This is a genomic window from Cloacibacterium normanense, assembly GCF_003860565.1.
GTDB classification, from domain to species: Bacteria; Bacteroidota; Bacteroidia; order Flavobacteriales; family Weeksellaceae; genus Cloacibacterium; species Cloacibacterium normanense.
In genome coordinates, this window is record NZ_CP034157.1 from 1,923,949 (window position 1) to 1,943,815 (window position 19,867).

Sequence of the window (19,867 nt, forward strand, 5' to 3'; positions counted from 1 at the left end):
GTTATAAAATAAAATCCCGAAAATAGACTGCACCCAAAAGTTTAGACAAAATTAAACAATATTCTCAAAGGAAAGAGTTCGGTACTGTACCGGACTCTTTCCTTTGAGATTGAGTCTTATTCTATCATTGTTGTAATAGTGAATGTACTTCACTATTTCGATCTTAAGTTCCTGAATGGAACCAAACTTTCTGGTATAAAACATTTCTGATTTTATCGTTCCAAAAAAGTTTTCTATCACCGCATTGTCCAAACAGTTTCCTTTTCGGGACATACTTTGAATAATACCTTTTTCTTTTAACAAGTTTTGGTAATGTTTCATTTGATATTGCCAACCTTGATCAGAATGTAGAATGATGTTCTGTGTAGATTTTACTTTTCTGAATGATTTCTTTAGCATTCTGATGATTTGGCTAAACACAGGTCTTTCAGATAAGTCAAAACTGACAATTTCACCATTAAATAAATCGATGATTGGAGATAGGTAAAGTTTATTACCCGATACATTAAACTCTGTAACATCGGTTGCCCATTTCTGATTAGGAGCGTCCGATTTGAAATTCCTCTGTAGAACATTGGGCGCAATTTTCCCTTGCTCTCCCTTGTAAGATTTATATTTCTTCACTCGGATAATACTCTTTAAACCTAATATTTTCATAAGTCGTAAAACAGTTTTGTGATTAATCAAAATTCCTTTTTCTTTCAAAAGCAAAGTAATTCTTCTATAGCCCAACCTTCCTTTGTGACGATGATAAATCTGCTTAATCATTTCTTTTATTTCCGCATATTTATCTTTCATTTGAAAGCGTTTTTGATAGTAATAAAAACTGCTTCTTGCCATCGATGTACAATGCAGTAGTACTGCTAAATCAAAGTCCTGCCTTAACTCTTCGATGGCTTTGGATTTTTCCTTTCCTGAATTAAGGCGTCTAACTTTTTTAAAATGGCGTTCTGGGCTTCTAAATAATAAATCCTCTCCAACAGTTCTTCCTCCCTTGTTAAGGGCTTGCCTGTTTTCTTTTTTTTTCGCTTGTAATTACTCATGGTTTTAGGTCTTCCTTTGGGTCTGTTTTCTAAACCTAAAATACCATTTTTTTTGTAATTACGCTGCCAACTAAGAATACTGGACTCCGCAGGAATATTAAACCTTCTCGACGCTTCTTTTAAACTTAAATTCTCTTTCTCAATTACTGATAAAATCTTTAATTTAAAATCTTTTGTGTAATGCGTATTGGAAAGCCGAACAAGTCCTGAAACTCCATAAAGTTCATAAAATTTTATCCATTTACGAACCAATGAACCACAAACTCCAATGCGTTTTCCTAAATCGTCTGTTCCAATATCCCCTTTGTGATATCTCTTTATAGCTTTTAATTTAAAGTCTAATGAATATTTACTTTTTCCCATAAAAAATACCCCTAAAAAGTGTCTAACTTTTTGGGGGCAGTCCAAAATTTCGGGATTTTTTATTTTAAAAATTTATTTTAAAGTATAATTTCAAAAATAGATTAGAAATTAGTGACCAGAGTTACCATCAATTCCGTGTGCATGTCCATGCGCTAGTTCTTCTTCAGTAGCTTCTCTATGATCTACGATTTCTACATCGAAATATAAAGTTTTTCCAGCCATTGGGTGATTAAGGTCTGCTACTACCACTTCTGGAGTAACTTCTACCACTACTGCTTGGAAATTATTTCCTTGATTGTCTGAAAGTGGAAGAATTGCACCTACTGGTGGCATTCCTGATTCATTGAACATTTCTAAAGGCAATTGTGCTACTGCTTGAGGATTTCTTTCGCCGTAACCTTCTGCTGGTAAAATTGTGAAAGAAGCTTTATCGCCAGATGTTAATCCTTTGATGCTTTCTTCAAATTTTGGAATCATCATTCCTACTCCATATAAAAAAGTAAGCGGATTTCCCGCATCTGATTTTTCTACAAGAACTTTTTCGTTATTCTCTCCATCTGTGTGAAGAACGTAGTTGAGTGCAACTACTTGTTGGTTGTCTATTGTCATAATATTTTATTTTTTAGAGAATGCTCTCTTTTTATTCTATTGGTGTCAATTTTCTTGCCTTTGGAGAAAACAAAACTTTTAACTGCCAAATTGACCTGTTTTTTTTTTTTAAACTCTTATCTAAATTGAACCAATAAATCTTTCAAAAAAATTAATTCTTTAGAATTCGACAAAAAAAGTTCTTTTCTATCAATTAATGTGATATTTCTTTTGATTTCACCGCTTCATTTCTTGCTTTTGCAAGCATAGGAATAGAAATAAGTCCCATCACAAGCATAATCACCAATTGCATGGTATGAGAAATAAAAGCATAGCTTAATCCTACTTCACCTCCCAATTTAGCATCTTTTCCCATAGAAAGAAATAGGGCAGAAATACCTAGTTTCATGGCAAGGTGAAATGCTCCAATTCCTCCAGAAGCGGGAACCATCATTCCTAATGTTCCTACTACAATTAAGAAAAATCCGTCTGCAAATGTAAAACCTGAAGTTTCTGGCAATGCAAAACACACTAAATACGCTGCCAAATAATAAGCAACCCAAATCGCGATAGATAATATAATAAATTTACCTTTTTGCTTGAGTTTGAAAATGGTAGTTAATCCATGAAAAATCCCTTCTACAAATTCAATCACTTTTCCAATGAGAGGAAGATGGGTAAACTTGTCTTTGAATTTAAAAAAAATGAAAGTTCCTATAACCAAAACTGCGATTCCACCAATGATATAGGTAGGATTTACTTTAATCCCTGATTTTTGGTAAAAAGTAACAATAGCGTCTTCTTTAAAAACCACTGTAAGAACCAAAAATCCTAACATACAGAATAAATCTACTACTCTTTCTAAAATGATGGTTCCGAAAGATTTATCTACCGGTACTTTTTCTACGCCATATAAAGCAGTAGAACGCGCTAATTCACCACTTCTAGGAATGGTAAGATTCATGAGATACCCGAAAGAAATCGTCCACAATGAATTAGAATTAGAAATTTGGTAACCCATAGGTTCTAAAAGTAAATTCCAACGAACCGCTCTGAACCAATAGGCTAATAACCCGAAAATCATAGCGGCAAAAACCCAAAGATAATTGGCTTTAGCTAAAGAGGCTTTGATATTTGTAAAATCTAATCCTTTTAATGCGAACCACATAAAAAGGGCTGCAAAAGCAATAGATACCAGTATCGTAGAAACTGTTTTAAGAGACGATGATTTTTTTTGATTTTCCAAAAGAATAGCGATTAAGTAAGAAGATTGGTTTTTTCGTCTGGGAAAATAATTTTTGGCTGGAAGTTTTGTGCTTCCTCTACAGACATTTGCGCGTAAGAAATAATGATGATTACATCTCCTTTTTGCACTTTTCTAGCGGCTGGTCCGTTGAGACAAATTTCACCAGATTTTCTTTTACCTTTTATAACATAAGTATCAAAACGTTCGCCATTATTTACATTTACGATGTAAACTCTCTCTCCTACCACTAAACCTGCGGCATCAATAAGGTCTTCGTCTACTGTAATACTGCCGATGTAATTAAGGTCAGAAGCAGTAACCGTAACACGATGAATTTTTGATTTAAAAACTTCTATTAACATGGCACAAATTTAAAATAAATTAATTGATTAGTAAAGAATTATCTGAGATTTAAACAAATATAATATTTCGCCAAATTCCCTTTAAAAAAAGACATTTTAGCAGATAAACAAGTTAAACATTATATTTAATTACAAAAAAGAGTAAAAAAAATATAAAATTAACAAATTCATAATTTAGAAATTCATTAAACGCTTATTTAAAAAACACTCTATTCAAAGCATATAAAAAGAATTTCAATGCTCGGAAAAGCCTATTCTGTGTAATAGATAACAATTATCATTTTCTCGTTAATTTATAGAAAAAACTATAATTATTATTAATATTGTGAAAAAAATTTGCACAATATGAAAATTGTTATATATTTGTCTTACGTAACAAATTAACAATTAATATTTATAACTATGAACAAGTCTGAATTAATCGACGCAATGGCAAAAGATGCCGGTATTACTAAAGTTGCTGCTAAAGCTGCTCTTGAGTCTTTCGTTGCTAACGTAACTGCTACTCTTAAGAAAAAAGATGGTAAAGTTGCTTTAGTTGGTTTTGGTACTTTCTCAGTAGCTGAAAGAGCTGCAAGACAAGGTATTAACCCTGCAACTAAAAAACCAATCAAAATTGCTGCTAAAAAAGTTGCAAAATTCAAAGCTGGTGCTGATTTAGCTGCTGCTGTTTCTGGCGCTAAAAAGAAATAATTCAAATTATTCAAAAGAATTAAGCCTCACCTTTCGGTGAGGCTTTTCTTATGGAGCTAATCTTGAGATTTTCCAATCGAAATTTTCATCAAGCTCATAGATAATTCTATCATGCAAACGGTTAGGTCTTCCTTGCCAAAACTCTATCTGATAAGGTTTTGCGATGAATCCTCCCCAGTTTTTAGGTCTTGGAATTTCTTTTCCTTCGTATTCTTTTTCTAATGCTGCCAATTTATCTTCTAAATATTCACGATTAGGAATTACAGAGCTCTGTGGAGAAACTACTGCACCTAACTGACTTCCTCTTGGTCTTGAACCGAAATAGCCATCACTTAAATTCTCGGCCACTTTTTCCAAATCCGCTTTTATGATAATCTGCCTTTCTAAACCTGGCCAAAAAAAGTGAAGACAAGCCTTATTATTTTTTTGAAGAGCCTTTCCTTTTTTGCTATCATAATTGGTGTAAAAAATAAAACCTTCCCAAGTATAAGCCTTTAGTAAAACCATTCTGGTTCTAGGGCAACCATCCTCATCTACCGTAGAAATCGCCATCGCATTCGCTTCAGAAACAGAAGGACTTTCTTCTGCATCTAGAAACCAATCTCTAAACATTTCGATAGGATTTTCTTTAATTTCACTTTCTAATAATTGTGACTTATCGTATACTTTTCTTTTATCATGAAGATTTTCCATCAAAAATTTTTTTTAAATTTGAGTAATGAATAATTCTTACAAAGGTAAAATTTTAATTTCTACACCTGATATTTCGGGTGACATATTTTCTCGCTCCGTAGTTTTAATTATAGAGCATGATGCTCATGGTGCTTTTGGATTTATTTTAAATAAAAAAAATTACTTCTTGAGCGAAAATATGAAGCATTTATTAGGACATGAAATTGACGTTTATGAAGGTGGGCCCGTAGAAAATGACCGAGTATTTTTTTTGGTTAAAGGGAAACCTATCACTTCTGAATATTTGCCAATAGATGAAAATTTCTATCTCACCGAACAGCAAGAAGAAATCGTTTCTGCTATGGTGAACCAAGACATCAGCAAAGAAGAACTCAAAATATTCACAGGTTATTCTGGATGGAGTCCTTATCAATTAGACCAAGAAGTTCAAAATAAAATGTGGACGGTAGTAGATCTTTTTCAATTGGATTACACCTCACCCAATGATCATACCCTCTGGAAAAAAATCATGCAAAATCTAGGCGGAGATTATTTGCTTTGGGCCAATTCTCCAGAAGATGTGAGTTTGAATTAACAGAAAAAAGTTTTAACAAAAATTTAGGATTTCTTTTAGAAATAATTATCGCTTAAACTAAGTTTTTATGTAAACTCTCAATAAAAGAACTCGGTAATTGACTCCAAAAAAGGTTGATTGCCGAGTTCGTCAATTTTAAGCGAAACTATTGCTCCAAGATTCTACCATTGCAGAGAATCTTTCGTTGCCAAATTCTTTATTTCTAATTTTTGATACCGAGAAAACTCCTTTATCATCAGAAATTACGAGAATTTCTTCTGCTTTTTGTGTTTCGAAAGCACTTAATTCTGCTTCTTCTATCATCACAAAAGCATTTTTATGAAGGAAAGTCACGAAATTTTCCATTAACGGAGAAATATAAGCACCTTCTGATTGTTTCGGAATTTTAATCGTATTTTCTTCCAGCAACAAGAGATTTCCAGAGATGGTTCTCGCTACTCTTTTATCTGGATTGAGCAAAATTACATCGTCTAAATCATTTTCTGCAGCGTAGATTTCTGCATAAATATTTTCTGGCGAATGTGTTCTGATATTGCTCAAAATATTGGTATTTACTGAAATTTCTTTAAGCAAATCTATTTCAATATTTTTATGAATAGACAGTACATCTACATCTGCATTCAACTCAAAATAATATTGCACTGGCGTTCTAGAAGAAAGCACATCTTCTCTGTTTCTAAACGCCATAAAAGTAATCACTCCCAGTTCTAAATTATTTTCAGAAATGGCTTTATTAAAGGTTTCTGTGAAAAATTCAAGCGTAAAAGAAAGCGGAATATTCATTCTCATTTTTCGCATAGAAGCCATCAAAAAAAAGTAGCATTCTTCTGCCATAATCAACTGATGATTCTTAACAAAAAAATGAACTTTTACGGCATCACCATTTAAAAAAGCATTATTCTGAAGTACTATTTCTTGTGTTTTTTGTCCGTTTAGATAAATCATGTTGTAATGATTTTTAGTTATGAAAATTGCAAAAAAAATGATAACTGAAATTTCAATTATCAATCTTTTTACTTGGGTTGAAAGATTAAGCCGCGCCTAGTTTGATTTGTAGATTTTCGATGAGATTATCCCAATATAATCTGGTTTCCTCTTCATCTCCTTTTTCGCAGAAATCTGTGATATTCAGAGAAAGATCATTGGTAATTTCATCAATGACAATAGTCATTTCGAAGAAATATTTTGTTCCTTCGTCTTCTTCCCAACGGAAACGCACAAAAGATTCAGGTTTATATCTGATTAATGTCGCTTTTTCTGCGGGACCACCATTCCAACTGAAATAAAAGTCATCACCTCTTTCTACTACTTCATCTGCAAACCATTCTGAAAGGCCTTCTGCAGTTGCCATATATTCATACAAAATCTCTGAAAGACAATGCATTGTATATTCAAACTGTACCTTATGTTTCGTCATATTTTTACCATTTTTGGTGTCGCAATATATAAATTAATTTTATATATCTGCAACTATTTTTCGATAAAATCAATAATTTTTATATGAGTTTTCACATAAAAAAAAGAGTTTTAAAAATTTAAAACCCCTTTTTTTGTTTATTTCTCATTTAAAGCTTCTAAAATAATTTCGCAGCCCTTTTTAATCTCTTCTTTGCTAATGGTTAACGGTGGAGAAATCCTCATAAATTCATTTCGGTAGAGTTGCCAAAAAACAATGAGTTCTTTTTCCATACAGCGCTTCGCTACGTCTAATGTATATTCTGGAGATTCTAATTCTACTGCGAGCATTAAACCTCTTCCGTTTACTTTTTTAATTTTTGGGTGAACCAACAATTCTCTGAACAGTTTTTCTTTTTCTTCTACTTCATTCATTAAACCACTCTCTAAAACTTCTTTTAAAGTTGCATAACTCGCAGCTGCAATCAAAGGATTTCCTCCAAAAGTAGTAATATGTCCCAATTTAGGAGAATGCTGCAGAGATTTCATTATTTCTGCAGAGCTCATAAATGCCCCAACTGGAACTCCGCCTCCCATTCCTTTTCCCATCACGAGAATATCTGGAACCATATCATAATGTTCAAAAGAAAATAATTTTCCTGTTCTCCCAAAACCCGGCTGAATTTCGTCTAGAATTAATAAAGCTCCAACTTCCTCACATCTTTTTTTCAAATTTTTAAAATAATTTTGAGAAGGTGTCAAAAAACCAGCTGCTCCTTGAATCGTTTCTGCAATTACACAAGCTGTTTTTTCGGTAATTTTAGAAAATTCTTCTTCGTTATTAAATTCAATGAAAGAAATCATTGGCAATAAAGGACGAAATTCTCTCTTGTGAAACTCATTTCCCGAAACCGACAAAGCACCATGCGTATTGCCATGGTAAGAATTTTTCATGGAAATAATTTCTTCTCTTCCTGTATATCTTTTTGCTAATTTCAGTGCTCCATCAATCGCTTCTGCACCAGAATTTACCAAATAGGTAACTTCCAAAGGTTCTGGAGTCGCTTCTGCAAGAAGTTTACACAATTCCACTGGTTTTTCTTGTGCATATTCTCCGTAAACCATTACGTGAAGATATTTATCTGCCTGTTCTTTAATTGCATTCACCACTTTAGGATGAGAATGCCCCAAAGTATTGGCAGAAACTCCTGCTACAAAATCTAAATAAGCTCTACCATCTTTTCCATAAATATAACTTCCTTCTGCTTTTTCTACTTCGAAACCTGCTGCATAAGGTGTAGTTTGTGCTTGATATTTGAAAAATTCTTGTTTCATTTTGCAAAGATAAAGAAGATAAAAGTTGAAAGATGGAAGTTTTTGAAAAATTTTTTACAGAAATCACAAGATAATTTCATATTTCCAAATTCTAAATTTAAAGGTTTTTCCGTTTTTTTACTCTCGCAGATTGAGCTGATTCAGCAGATGAATAGATGCTGAATTTTTATCTGCAAAATTTGCGTAATCAGCGAGAGATTAAAGTTTTGCCGATATGTAACTAAGTTGTGACCTCTTATTTTAATTAACAGTTTTTGGTTAAAGTAAAAATTGATTTCAAAAATAAAAAGTCGGACTAAAGTCCGACTCTATTGATTTATAATTTTCTATCTCTTTTGATGGTTTTTGGTTTTTTCTTGGCTTCTTCTTTTTTACGAAGTTCTTCCGCTTTTTGGTACAGCGTATCATCTGTTTCGTATTTCACTTCTTCGTAATTAGGTGTATCGAGGAAAATATCTTCCCATTTCCGTGGTCGGTCTTTGGTATTCCAATTAAAATCTGTGAATTTTCGTTTATCTGGAGCAATCATACTCATCGGATAAATATCAGAATTAGCTCCAATGTTACAAGAAATAATCTGAATTTTTCTTTCTTCAAAAAGTGCTTCAATTTGTCCACAAGTAGAAAGCGCAATACCAATTCTGTCTAGCTGTTTTGTCTTTGCATCTTCAGAATCTGCATAAGTAATGGCTTGAGCGTTTCCTGTTACTTTGGCAATTTTAATTTCGTTGTTTTGATAAAAAATGGTCATTAAATTCCCTTTCACTTGGTTGAACTCATCTTTCAACGTGAGAGAATCTGCTTTAGAAATTGCAAATGCATTTCCAATGACTTTTAGAGAGTCTATATTTTGTTCCGTTGTGTTGAAATATGCTTCAATTTTGTCTCCAGAAATTTGTTTTTCTCCACTCCAGAAAAGAGGTTTCACATTAAGGTGAAGAATACCATCCGTTTCATTAAAACTCAAAGAATCTGCTCTACCTTGCGCTTTGGTCATGAACAATCTTACTTTTTTATATCCACGAAGGAAACTTTTTTTCTTTTGGGTAGAATCTAATTTTTGGTAACTTAAAAATCTTTCTGCAGCGATGTAAGCTGTATCTTGATTCATAATTTTCACCGCATAAGGTTTTTGGGTAATCATTGCCGAATCTATTTTTTCGTAGATTTCTCCATAACCACCTATGATGTAACGATTTTCTTTCGGGTCATCTAATCTTACATTTCCTTCTGCTTTACCAAAACCTGTGAGTTGATTAAAAAACATTTTATCTCCTTTCAGAATTTTACCATTGTAATAAATTCTAGAATTTTTATTGAGATACACTTGTTTTTCGTTCATGAGATACTTTCCGTTTTCCGTGTAGACGTAATTAGAAGGTTTTTCTTTATTGATAATGGTTGTAGGCCCGAAAAATTCTGCAATATTGGTATTTTGATAATGTTTTATATTTTTTCCTTCTACTCTATATTGGGCATTATCAATAGTGTAATTATTGGTAAATTCATTGGTTTTAGAATCAATGAAATAAGTAGCAGACTGAGTCCACATAGTATTTCTGCCATCATTAATGGTTCCCCCAGAATTGAAATAAGCGGTATTTTTTACTCTATCATAATATAAAACATCTGTAGAAATGGTTTGTTTCGCATCAGTAAGCACCACTTTTCCACGGGCAATTCCTCGTTGAGTATTTCCGTCATACTCCATTTCATTTGAGGTAATTCTGTTTCCGTCTGAAGTAACAAGCAAAACGTTTCCAATGGCTTTAGCGAAATTTTCTTTTTCGTAAAAAATCACTCGATCTGCCGTCAACATGGCACCTTGGTGTTCGAATTGTACATTTCCTGTGAAGAAAGGATTTCCTCCGTACATGTCTTGTTTTCTTTCGAATAAATCTGAGTGAATGAAACGTACTTTTTGACCGGGCTGAACCGCTACATTGGTTTCTTTTTTGAAATAAGGGTCTTTTACTAAAGGTTCTTTGGAATTGAGTTTATCAATCTGCGAAAAACCTAAAGCATAAATAAAAATGAAGAGTACGAAAAGGATTTTTTTCATTATTTTTTTTTGTGGCCGTAAAAATATAATGAATGATTGTCAATTTTCACGCCAAACGCTTCTTCGATAGATTGTTTGATGCCCTGAATTCTAGGGTCGCAAAATTCTATAATTTCTTCAATCTCTTTGTCTGAGCCATCTTTGTAAATCACCAAATGGTCATGTTGCTTATCAAAATAAGATTTTTCATAAGAAGAGGAAGAAAGTGTCTTTTCGCCGAACTGGTGTTTACGAATCAAGCCTGCATCTAGAAAAATTTCTATAGTATTATAGATGGTTGCCTTAGAAACATGATATTTTTTATTAATCATGATGAGATATAAATCATCTACATTAAAGTGATGATCCATATTATAAATTTCTTCTAAAATGGCATATCTTTCTGGAGTGTTTCTGTAGGCTTTATCTTGTAAATATTGCTTCAGAACATCTTTTATTACACCTATATTTTTTTCTTTTTGAGTAGCTTCCATTGTTTTAATTGAAAAGCAAATTTATTAATTTTTAACTAATAAAAGGTAAATTTTAATGAGAGACAAAATCTAAAAACCTCAATTGCTTGAGGTTTTCATTTTATATTAAGAATCGTAACGTTTAAATTCTTCTAAAACAATTTTTTTCTCTCTAATCGGGTTATTGATAAGCGGTACAGATTCTACCAAAACATTATGTGGTGCCAAACCATACGCTTTGAAATCACTACTACCGATATATTTCACGAAATTATAGATATTCAAGGTTATTTTTTGTTTTACCGTCAACAAGAAGTCATTAATGTAAACATTGTCAATAATCACATATTTTAAATCTGGCGGAATATTATGATTTCTAAGAGAAGGGTAACTACTTCTATCCGGAATAATGCCTTCTTTCATCATATCAAACAACACTTGATTGAAATAATCATTGATTTTTCTATCAATTTTGAATCCTAAAAGGAAATTAATTTTATATACCGTTCCTGGCATTACCTCATCAATAGAATATTTATAGGTAAAAGGATCTTCTTGGTTGATGATATTTAAAATAAAATAATGGTCTGCTCTTTTTGGCTGAGAACGCATGATGGAGTAAATAATTTTAGATTCTACCTCATCATCTCTTTTCGCACGGCTTAAGAAAGCAAGATTGGTCGCATATTTAGGAATAGACTCATCTAGTTTAATGTCCTTGATGGTAGAAACATAATCTTTCAGTTTTACAAACTTGATGAAATTCTGCTTAATCATTCTACCATTATACCAAGCATACATACAAACTGCCACGAAACCTGCTAAGAAAACGGTAATCCAACCACCTTCGAAGAATTTAATGATATTAGCACTGAAAAATCCTATTTCTATAGACAAATAAACCAAGGCAAAAATTGCTATAAAAATTTTATTCACTCTATTTCTCCATAACCATGCAATCAATAAAATGGTAGTCATCATCATGGTAACCGTAATAGATAAACCATAAGCTGCTTCCATATGTACAGATTCTTTGAAATAGAATACTACAATAAGACAGAAAATAAGTAAACCCCAATTGATTCTTGGAATATACATTTGACCTTTTAAACCAGAAGGATATTGAATCTGCTGGAATGGCCAAAAATTAAGAGACATTGCTTCTGAAAAAATAGTAAACGAACCTGTAATCAATGCTTGAGAAGCAATAATTGCCGCTGCAGTTGCTAAAATTACTGCTGGAATAATTAAATAATGTGGTAACATTCCGAAGAAAGGATTTGTTCCTGTGAAAACCATTCCGTAGTTATTTAGTAACCACGCACCTTGACCTAAATAGTTTAAAATCAACATGATTTTTACAAAAACCCAACTTACTCTGATATTTTTATAACCGCAGTGTCCTAAATCTGAATACAAAGCTTCTGCTCCTGTAGTACAAAGAAAAACCGCCCCTAAAATTAAAATCGCGCTCGGTGAGGTTACAATTAATTTATAGGCGTAATAAGGATTAAAAGACTTTAGAATTTCTGGATGCTCTAATAAATTTACTACACCAAATCCTCCTAAAAACAAGAACCAAATCACCATTACTGGTCCGAAAAACTTTCCAATAAAACTGGTTCCAAATTGCTGAACAACGAAAATAATGACCAGAATTACAGACGTCATTGCTAGAATAGAATTGATTCCTAAATCTAATCCTTTGATTTGTTTAAGACCTTCTATAGAAGCCATTACCGTAAGAGAAGGCGTGATTACTCCATCTGCAATTAATGCAGACGCTCCTACAATTGCAACGAGATACAACCATTTCGTTTTCATTCTTTTTACCAAAGAAAATAGGGCTAGAATCCCACCTTCACCTTTATTATCTGCTCTTAGAGAAATAAGAACATATTTAATGGTAGTTTGCAATGTTAGTGTCCAAATAATACAAGAAAGTGCTCCTTCTATATATTCTTCAGAAATCATTTTGGCTTCTTTTCCAGATTTAATAATGGCGCTCATTACATAGAGTGGTGAGGTACCAATATCTCCGAAGACAATTCCTAATGAAACTAAAACACCTATGAAAGTTAATTTTTTGGTGTCAAAATGATGACCTCCAGCTAAAACGTCTGACATTTTTCAAGTTTAAAAATAAATGCAAATTTAATCTAATTTCTAGAGGAAATACTTTTTCCTAAGAAAATTTTACATGAAATTAAAAAAGCGCAACCAAAAATGATTGCGCTTTTTTAAAATATGATTAAAGTTTTAAGATTTTACGTATAAAACGTTTTTAATCTCTTGTTTTACTTTTTCTAATTTCGGGAACCACTCTGCAAATAACGCTGCTGAATATGGAGCAGGTGCATCTGGAGTTGTAATTCTCTTAATTGGTGCATCTAAATAATCAAATGCTTTTTGCTGAACCATGTATGTAATTTCTGAAGCTACAGAACCAAATGGCCATGCTTCTTCTAAAACTACTAATCTATTGGTTTTTTGTACAGAATTAAGAACTGTCTCATAATCTAAAGGACGAATTGTTCTTAAGTCTATTACTTCTACAGAAATTCCTTCTTGTTCTAAATCAGCTGCTGCTTGCATGGCTAATTTTAAGATTTTACCAAAAGAAACCAAAGTCACATCTTTACCTTCTTTTTTGATATCAGCTTTACCAATTGGGATATAGTATTCTTCTTCTGGAATTTCCATTTTATCTCCGTACATCTGTTCAGATTCCATGAAAATCACAGGATCATTATCTCTAATTGCAGATTTCAGTAATCCTTTTGCATCATATGGATTAGAAGGAACAATTACTTTAAGACCTGGGCAGTTTGCATACCAACTTTCAAAAGCTTGAGAGTGTGTAGCTCCTAACTGACCTGCAGAACCAGTAGGCCCTCTAAAAACGATTGGCACATTCCACTGTCCACCACTCATTTGATACATTTTCGCTGCATTAGAAATAATTTGGTCAATAGCCACCATAGAGAAGTTAAAAGTCATAAACTCTACTATAGGTCTATTTCCGTTCATTGCAGCTCCTACAGAAATCCCAGCAAAACCTAATTCTGCAATGGGTGCATCTATTACTCTTTTTGGACCAAATTCTGCTAACATTCCTTTTGAAGCTTTGTAAGCTCCGTTATATTCTGCTACTTCTTCGCCAATGAGATATATCGATTCGTCTTTACGCATTTCTTCGCTCATTGCTTCACAGATAGCCTCACGAAATTGTACTTCTTTCATTTTGATTAATTTGTTGAGTTGCAAATTTAAGGAATTTTTATCAAACTATTATGTATCAATTATTACTTTAGTCAACAAATAAAAAAGACACATCTTTTAGGACGTGTCTCGTTTGTTTTTATCTCTAAAATAGATTAATCTACTCTATGCCAAGTTTGGTTTCTACCGATTAATGAGATTCCTACGTAACCTCTTACATTCAGTTTATCACCACTTCTGGTCACTGTACAGTTGTACGTTTTTCCTTTTTTAGGATCTGTAATGGTTCCATCAGTAAATTCTGAACCATCTTTCTTTAAACCTCTGATGATTTCTAAACCAACTAATGACTTATTTTTTCTATCATCTGTACATTTTACACAGTTGTTATTTTCTGGTTTTTGTAATAATTGTACAATTTTGCCATAATATTTACCGTCTGATTTTTTGAAAATTTCTACGATAGATTTAGGCTTCCCTGTTTCATCATCAATTGTTTTCCATTTCCCTTCTATTTGAGCATATGAAAGAACACTGAAGAATAAAGAGAAAAATGCGAATGCTAATTTTTTCATGTTTCTAATTTTAAATTTTTGCTAAAAGTAAATATTTTTTATTAAACAACAAATTTATTGTTATTCTTATCATACTAATAACAAAGCAGGTGCCAAAATTCAGAAAATTAAACACTAGTTTAATATCTCTAATAAATAAAGCTTTTTCAACTTTTCATTTCTGGTTTTAGGATTCAGAAATTTTAGGGAAAGTTTAGTGATTTTAAAATGCTTTTCCTGATGGAGAATTTCATACGGTTGAGTAATATTTTGTAAATCATTTTCGTATACCAGAACTCTATCCCCTTTTTTCAACAGAGAAACCTCTTTTCTAGGTGTGTTTTGTTGAGTATAAAAATCAAAAGACCAGATTTCGTAATCTTTCGGCATGAATAGATTTTGGGTTGAAAGTTGATTTTTTTCAAAATATTGAGCCATTTTTAAACCACCTTGATATTGCGTCAAAACAGGATAAAACTGCGAATTGAGAAAAATATTAATGGTTATAGCAAAAAGCAAAGAGACCCAAACCCATCTTCTCACCATATTTTCTTTTTTGAAAATGTAAAGCAGTAAAGTTCCCACAAAAAACAAGCCTACCACAAATAAAATCACTTCATGAATTCCTGTAAAATAATATGTGAGCATTAAAACGCCTACTAAACTTATCGAAATCACCACCAACTGAATCACCCAAAAAACTCTGGCTTTTTTCCATTGATTTTTTTCGAAAATTTCAAAAATATAAGAAGCGGTAAAAACAGAAAGAATGGGAATTAATCCGTTTAAATAATGAGGCAACTTAAATTTAGAAAAACTAAATACCAACATCACCAACCAGAATCCGCCTAAAGTTAAAAATTCTACACCTTCTACTTTTTGAAACCTTACTTTAATCAAATTTTTAGTTCTTTCGAAAACACCCGTGTAAAATGCGATTGAAAAAGGTAAAAATGCCCAAAGCAATGTGTGAAAAAAGAAAGAATAATCAGGACTATTTTGCTCAAAACCTTTGGCCTGTAAACGATTTACACTTTGATTAAACAAAATAAATTCTACACCTTCGTTTCCAAATTGATGATAATATGCGTACAAAATCGGTAAAATCCCCACTCCGAAACTGAGCGCGGCAAAAATTATTTTCAGATTAAAAAATTTCAGCCATTCTCTTGAATACAGCAAATAAGAAAATACCGAAAATCCTATAATCACAATCGCCATCAAACCTTTTGAAGAAAAAGCCAATGCAGTGAACAATCCTGCTAAAACTACATTGTTAATTTTTTGTGTTTTGATAAAAGCTAAAAACTGCCAAACAGAAAGTGCAATAAAACCCGTCAAAACAGCATCTGTTCTTACATCGTGTGCAGAAAGAATAATGGTTTGAGACGCTAAAAATATCAATGAAGCGGTATAACTTAGATTTTCATTTTTATACAATAAATCAGCTATCTTTTTTACAGAAAAAGCGGCTAAAAACAAGCATAAAATCGCTGGAATTCTATATGCAATATGACTAATTCCAAAAAATTTCATCGATAAAGCTGCGAGCCAAAAATGCAAGTGCGGTTTGTCTAGATAAGGATTATCTCCTTTATAAATTTCTAGAAAATTGCCAGAATTGGCCATTCTCATCGCCATTGTAGCATGTTGAGCAGAATCATTTTCCATGAGTGGAATAAATAGCCCAACTAAGTACACCAAAATAAAGCCTACAAAAAGAAAAAAGATTTGATTTCTAGAAAGTAATTGATTTGGATTCATTATAAAAATCAGGTTTTTTAGTATTTTTGCAAAAATTTGCATTGCAAAGGTAACAAATCAAGCGCTAAAATGGATAAAAATAAATTCTACTCTCTCGTTATTCCTATGTATAACGAAGAAGGAAATGCAGGAATTTTAATCGACAGAATTTCTGATGCTATGAATGGATATCACTACGAACTCATCTTAATAGACGACAATTCTTCGGATAAAACCATACAAGAAATCAAAGAAAAAAAACATCCAAATGTAGTGTTGATTGAGCTCAAAAAAAATTACGGACAAAGTTCTGCAATGATGGCTGGTTTCGATTATGCAACTGGTGATTACGTGATTACACTTGATGGAGATTTGCAAAACGATCCTTCAGATATCCCTGCAATGGTAGAGCTTTTAGAAAATGGAAAATTCGATTTGGTGGTTGGGAAACGTCAAAAAAGAAAAGATTCTTCCATCAGAACCATTCCTTCAAAAATTGCGAATTTCATCATCAAAAAATCTACAAAACTCAATATTTCTGACCAAGGTTGTGCGCTGAAAGTTTTCACCAATGAAACGGCAAAAGAACTGAATCTATACGGCGAAAACCATAGATTTATTAGTTTAATGGCGCATTTAAATGGTGCTAAAATTACAGAAATTCCCGTAAAACATCACCCAAGACAACATGGCGTTTCTAAATACGGAATGAACAGAACTTTCAAGGTGATTAATGACTTGCTTTTGGTTTTATTCAATAAAAAATACCTTTCTAAACCGATTTATCTTTTCGGAAATATCGGTTTATTCACTTTTACATTGGGAGTTTTGGTTAATATTTATTTATTGGCGCTCAAAATTTTAGGAAATGACATTGGCGGAAGACCTTTACTAATCCTAGGTGTTTTACTTATTTTCATTGGCATTCAGTTTTTCACCACAGGAATTATTGTAGACATGTTGATGAAAACCTACTACGAATCTCAAGAAAAAAGACCTTTTAACATCAGAAATATCACAACATTTGGAGAAAGTCAATCTTAAAAAACTACTCATCAACTTTGCTAAAATTTTCATTAGCATTGCTTTGTTGTATTTCGTTTTTCAGAAAATTCCTTTTCGGGAAGTAACCGTTTTATGGACAAAAACGAATGTTTTTTATCTCGTGATGGCTGCTATTCTTTTCTTGGCATCTCAAATTATTTCTACCAAAAGACTTGAACTCTATTTTGAAGCCAATGATTTCCATTTGAGCTTCAGAAGCAATTTAGAACTCTATTTTTTGGGAATGTTCTATAATTTTTTCATTCCAGGTGGAATTGGTGGAGACGCTTACAAAGTCTATCTTTTGAATAAAAATTTCGGTTGGAGTGCCAAAAAAATTACCTCATCACTTTTTAATGACCGATTAAGCGGACTTTTGGCAATCTGCGTATTGATTTTAGTATTTTCATTCAATTTGCTAGAAGCCAAATTCTTCCCCATCTTATTTGTTCTTTTAGTGGTAGGATTTTTCTTCACTTATTTTTTGACTAAAAAGCTTTTTTCTATCTATACCACAGTTTTTTTTAAAGCTTTTTCCTATTCATTTTTAGTCCAAATTTTACAAGTCATCAGTTTTATATTTTTATTAAAAAGTTTAGATGTAACTGACAATTTCACTATTTACGCAGTAGTATTTTTAGCAAGTTCAGTGCTCAGTTTAATTTCTTTTGCAGGAATTGGAGTGAGAGAAATGCTCTTTTTACAAGCTTCTAAATGGTTTAGTTTTCAGCCAGAGATTTCAGTTTCTGCGTCTTTACTTTTTACAATGATTACAGCATTTTTTTCACTTTTTGGAGTGATATTTCAAATAAGAAAGTTAAATTTGAAGCTTACCGAAACGCCATGAATTTTATAAAAAATAATTTAGCCAATGCTTTCACTCTCGGGAATTTATTTTCTGGAAGCATCGGTGTTATCAATTTAGTAGACGGAAATTATAAAGTTGCCGCACTTTGCATCATTATTTCTTTGGTTTTAGACTTTTTAGACGGATTTGTTGCAAGAGCGCTTAAAGCCAATTCTAATCTTGGCGCACAATTAGATTCTCTAGCAGACATGGTAAGTTTCGGACTTTTGCCTGGCGTAACGATGTTTAAAGCACTAGAAGGTTTCGGCAATCAATTTATGGATTTCGAATTGCCATTTCAGTTGAAATATTTAGGACTTTTCGTGGCTTTATTTTCATGTCTCAGATTGGCTATTTTTAATTTAGATGAAGAGCAAAGTTATTATTTCAAAGGACTCAACACACCGAGTAATACGGTTTTACTTTTCGGAATGTATTACGCATTTCAAGAAACAGGAATGTTCTGGCGAACGTTTGAAAATCCTGTATTTTTAGTAGGACTCATCGCAGCAAGCTGTTGGTTACTTGTCAGTCCCATTAAAATGATTGCGCTCAAATTTAAATCAATGAAACTGAAAGATAATTACCCAAAACTTATCTTACTTTTGGGAGGAATTCTACTAATTTCTATTTTAGGATTGGCGGGAATCCCGATGGTTATCGTTTTTTATATAATCGTTTCCCTAATTTTTCAAAAACAAATGTAAGGACAAGTCACGACTTGTCTCTACCAAAATAAATTTTATGAATCTAAAACTCCATAAACCGCTCTGTATCTTTGATTTAGAAACAACTGGAATCAATATTTCTAAAGACAGAATTGTAGAAATCTGCATTCTGAAAGTTTTTCCAGATGCTTCTAGAGAAAGTAAAACTTGGTATGTAAATCCAGAAATGCCAATTCCTACAGAAGCTACCGCAGTTCACGGAATTTCTGATGAAGACGTAAAAGATTCTCCTACTTTTAAAGAACTGGCTCCGAAAATCATTGACATGATTAAGGATTCTGATTTAGGAGGTTTTAATTCGAATAGATTTGATATTCCACTTTTAGCAGAGGAATTGTTGAGAGCTGGTTATGATTTTGATTTATCTAAACACAGACCAATTGATGCTCAAACCATTTTCCACAAAATGGAACCTAGAAATCTAAGTGCAGCGTACCAATTTTACTGCGGAAAATCTCTAGAAAATGCCCATTCTGCGGAAGCAGATACATTGGCAACCTTCGAAGTGTTGGATGCTCAAATCGAAAAATATGCAGATTTACCAAATGATATTGCTGCTTTAAGCGAATTTTCATTCCATAATAAATTTGCAGATTTGGCAGGATTTATCGCCTTTGATGATAAAGATGAAGAAATTTTCACTTTTGGAAAATACAAAGGTCAAAAAGTGAAAGATGTCTTCACAAAAGATGTAGGATATTTCGGTTGGATTCAAAATGCTGATTTCCCACTTTACACTAAAAAGGTTTTGACTAAAATTCAGTTGAGAAGTAAATTTTAAGATTTTTCACAAAATTTTTCACGCGATGGCGCAAAGATTTACGCAGAGAACGCAGATTTTTGTAATTTTAGACAACTAGCTAAACGTTTTTAAAAATTTTAACGACGCAAAAACATCCATCACCCAACATCTAACATCTAAC

General features: G+C 32.5%; 20 protein-coding genes. 6 read left to right on the plus strand and 14 right to left on the minus strand.

What is annotated here, in order from left to right:
* Positions 1-51 precede the first annotated feature (51 nt).
* From EB819_RS08805 to panD, 4 genes are all read right to left on the minus strand, one after another.
* Positions 52-1,406 (minus strand): IS3 family transposase gene (locus EB819_RS08805; protein WP_124878624.1). Its coding sequence is split into 2 segments (ribosomal slippage): positions 52-932 and positions 932-1,406, totalling 1,356 coding nucleotides; the frame shifts between segments, so codons are not numbered across the junction.
* A 108-nt stretch (positions 1,407-1,514) separates the two neighbouring features.
* Positions 1,515-2,015 carry an FKBP-type peptidyl-prolyl cis-trans isomerase gene (locus tag EB819_RS08810; RefSeq protein ID WP_069798636.1) on the minus strand — a complete coding sequence of 167 codons (501 nt, stop codon included), beginning with the start codon at positions 2,013-2,015 and terminating at the stop codon, positions 1,515-1,517.
* A gap of 193 nt (positions 2,016-2,208) precedes the next feature.
* Complete coding sequence (locus tag EB819_RS08815; RefSeq protein ID WP_069798634.1) at positions 2,209-3,240, minus strand: lysylphosphatidylglycerol synthase transmembrane domain-containing protein; 1,032 nt, start codon at positions 3,238-3,240, stop codon at positions 2,209-2,211.
* Between the two features lie 11 nt (positions 3,241-3,251).
* A complete protein-coding gene (gene panD, locus EB819_RS08820) occupies positions 3,252-3,602 on the minus strand; it encodes an aspartate 1-decarboxylase (RefSeq protein ID WP_069798631.1) in 351 nt (116 codons plus the stop codon).
* A 402-nt stretch (positions 3,603-4,004) separates the two neighbouring features.
* Here panD and EB819_RS08825 point away from each other — a divergent pair, with 402 nt between their 5' ends.
* A complete protein-coding gene (locus EB819_RS08825) occupies positions 4,005-4,295 on the plus strand; it encodes an HU family DNA-binding protein (RefSeq protein WP_069798629.1) in 291 nt (96 codons plus the stop codon).
* Between the two features lie 48 nt (positions 4,296-4,343).
* Here the strand turns inward: EB819_RS08825 and pdxH are convergent, their stop codons facing one another.
* Positions 4,344-4,988 (minus strand): pyridoxamine 5'-phosphate oxidase, encoded by a 645-nt coding sequence (gene pdxH / locus EB819_RS08830; protein WP_069798627.1) that lies wholly within the window; start codon positions 4,986-4,988, stop codon positions 4,344-4,346.
* Between the two features lie 25 nt (positions 4,989-5,013).
* On the opposite strand from pdxH, the gene EB819_RS08835 reads away from it, so the two are divergent.
* A complete protein-coding gene (locus EB819_RS08835) occupies positions 5,014-5,562 on the plus strand; it encodes a YqgE/AlgH family protein (protein ID WP_069798625.1) in 549 nt (182 codons plus the stop codon).
* Positions 5,563-5,697: 135 nt separating this feature from the next.
* On the opposite strand, the gene EB819_RS08840 is transcribed toward EB819_RS08835, so the two are convergent.
* The 9 genes from EB819_RS08840 to EB819_RS08880 form a co-directional block, all read right to left on the minus strand.
* The gene (locus EB819_RS08840; RefSeq protein WP_069798623.1) at positions 5,698-6,507 is read right to left on the minus strand and encodes an aminotransferase class IV; all 810 of its coding nucleotides are present in this window, start codon (positions 6,505-6,507) and stop codon (positions 5,698-5,700) included.
* An 85-nt stretch (positions 6,508-6,592) separates the two neighbouring features.
* Positions 6,593-6,979, minus strand: a complete 387-nt coding sequence (locus tag EB819_RS08845) for an START-like domain-containing protein (RefSeq protein WP_069798621.1) — start codon at positions 6,977-6,979, stop codon at positions 6,593-6,595.
* A 137-nt stretch (positions 6,980-7,116) separates the two neighbouring features.
* Positions 7,117-8,292 (minus strand): aspartate aminotransferase family protein, encoded by a 1,176-nt coding sequence (locus EB819_RS08850; RefSeq protein WP_069798619.1) that lies wholly within the window; start codon positions 8,290-8,292, stop codon positions 7,117-7,119.
* A gap of 316 nt (positions 8,293-8,608) precedes the next feature.
* A complete protein-coding gene (locus tag EB819_RS08855) occupies positions 8,609-10,354 on the minus strand; it encodes an OstA-like protein (RefSeq protein WP_069798617.1) in 1,746 nt (581 codons plus the stop codon).
* Positions 10,354-10,827, minus strand: a complete 474-nt coding sequence (locus tag EB819_RS08860) for a Fur family transcriptional regulator (RefSeq protein WP_069798615.1) — start codon at positions 10,825-10,827, stop codon at positions 10,354-10,356. Before EB819_RS08860 ends, EB819_RS08855 begins: the two co-directional genes overlap by 1 nt.
* Before the next feature lie 105 nt (positions 10,828-10,932).
* Entirely contained in the window at positions 10,933-12,933 is a 2,001-nt protein-coding gene (locus EB819_RS08865) for a KUP/HAK/KT family potassium transporter (RefSeq protein WP_069798613.1), read from the minus strand.
* A 132-nt stretch (positions 12,934-13,065) separates the two neighbouring features.
* Positions 13,066-14,073 carry a pyruvate dehydrogenase complex E1 component subunit beta gene (locus EB819_RS08870; protein WP_317126158.1) on the minus strand — a complete coding sequence of 336 codons (1,008 nt, stop codon included), beginning with the start codon at positions 14,071-14,073 and terminating at the stop codon, positions 13,066-13,068.
* 110 nt (positions 14,074-14,183) lie between these two features.
* Positions 14,184-14,603 carry a DUF2147 domain-containing protein gene (locus tag EB819_RS08875; protein WP_069798609.1) on the minus strand — a complete coding sequence of 140 codons (420 nt, stop codon included), beginning with the start codon at positions 14,601-14,603 and terminating at the stop codon, positions 14,184-14,186.
* Between the two features lie 114 nt (positions 14,604-14,717).
* Positions 14,718-16,346 carry an ArnT family glycosyltransferase gene (locus tag EB819_RS08880; protein WP_069798607.1) on the minus strand — a complete coding sequence of 543 codons (1,629 nt, stop codon included), beginning with the start codon at positions 16,344-16,346 and terminating at the stop codon, positions 14,718-14,720.
* A 69-nt stretch (positions 16,347-16,415) separates the two neighbouring features.
* Between EB819_RS08880 and EB819_RS08885 the strand changes: the two genes are divergently transcribed.
* From EB819_RS08885 to EB819_RS08900, 4 genes are read left to right on the plus strand one after another with little or no spacing between them, the layout of a single operon-like run.
* A complete protein-coding gene (locus EB819_RS08885; RefSeq protein WP_069798605.1) occupies positions 16,416-17,369 on the plus strand; it encodes a glycosyltransferase family 2 protein in 954 nt (317 codons plus the stop codon).
* Positions 17,350-18,216 carry a lysylphosphatidylglycerol synthase transmembrane domain-containing protein gene (locus EB819_RS08890; protein WP_083250166.1) on the plus strand — a complete coding sequence of 289 codons (867 nt, stop codon included), beginning with the start codon at positions 17,350-17,352 and terminating at the stop codon, positions 18,214-18,216. The genes EB819_RS08885 and EB819_RS08890 overlap by 20 nt, the downstream gene beginning before the upstream one ends.
* Complete coding sequence (locus EB819_RS08895; RefSeq protein ID WP_069798603.1) at positions 18,213-18,923, plus strand: CDP-alcohol phosphatidyltransferase family protein; 711 nt, start codon at positions 18,213-18,215, stop codon at positions 18,921-18,923. The genes EB819_RS08890 and EB819_RS08895 overlap by 4 nt, the downstream gene beginning before the upstream one ends.
* 37 nt (positions 18,924-18,960) lie before the next feature.
* Positions 18,961-19,725 (plus strand): 3'-5' exonuclease, encoded by a 765-nt coding sequence (locus EB819_RS08900; protein ID WP_069798602.1) that lies wholly within the window; start codon positions 18,961-18,963, stop codon positions 19,723-19,725.
* The last annotated feature ends 142 nt before the right edge of the window (positions 19,726-19,867 follow it).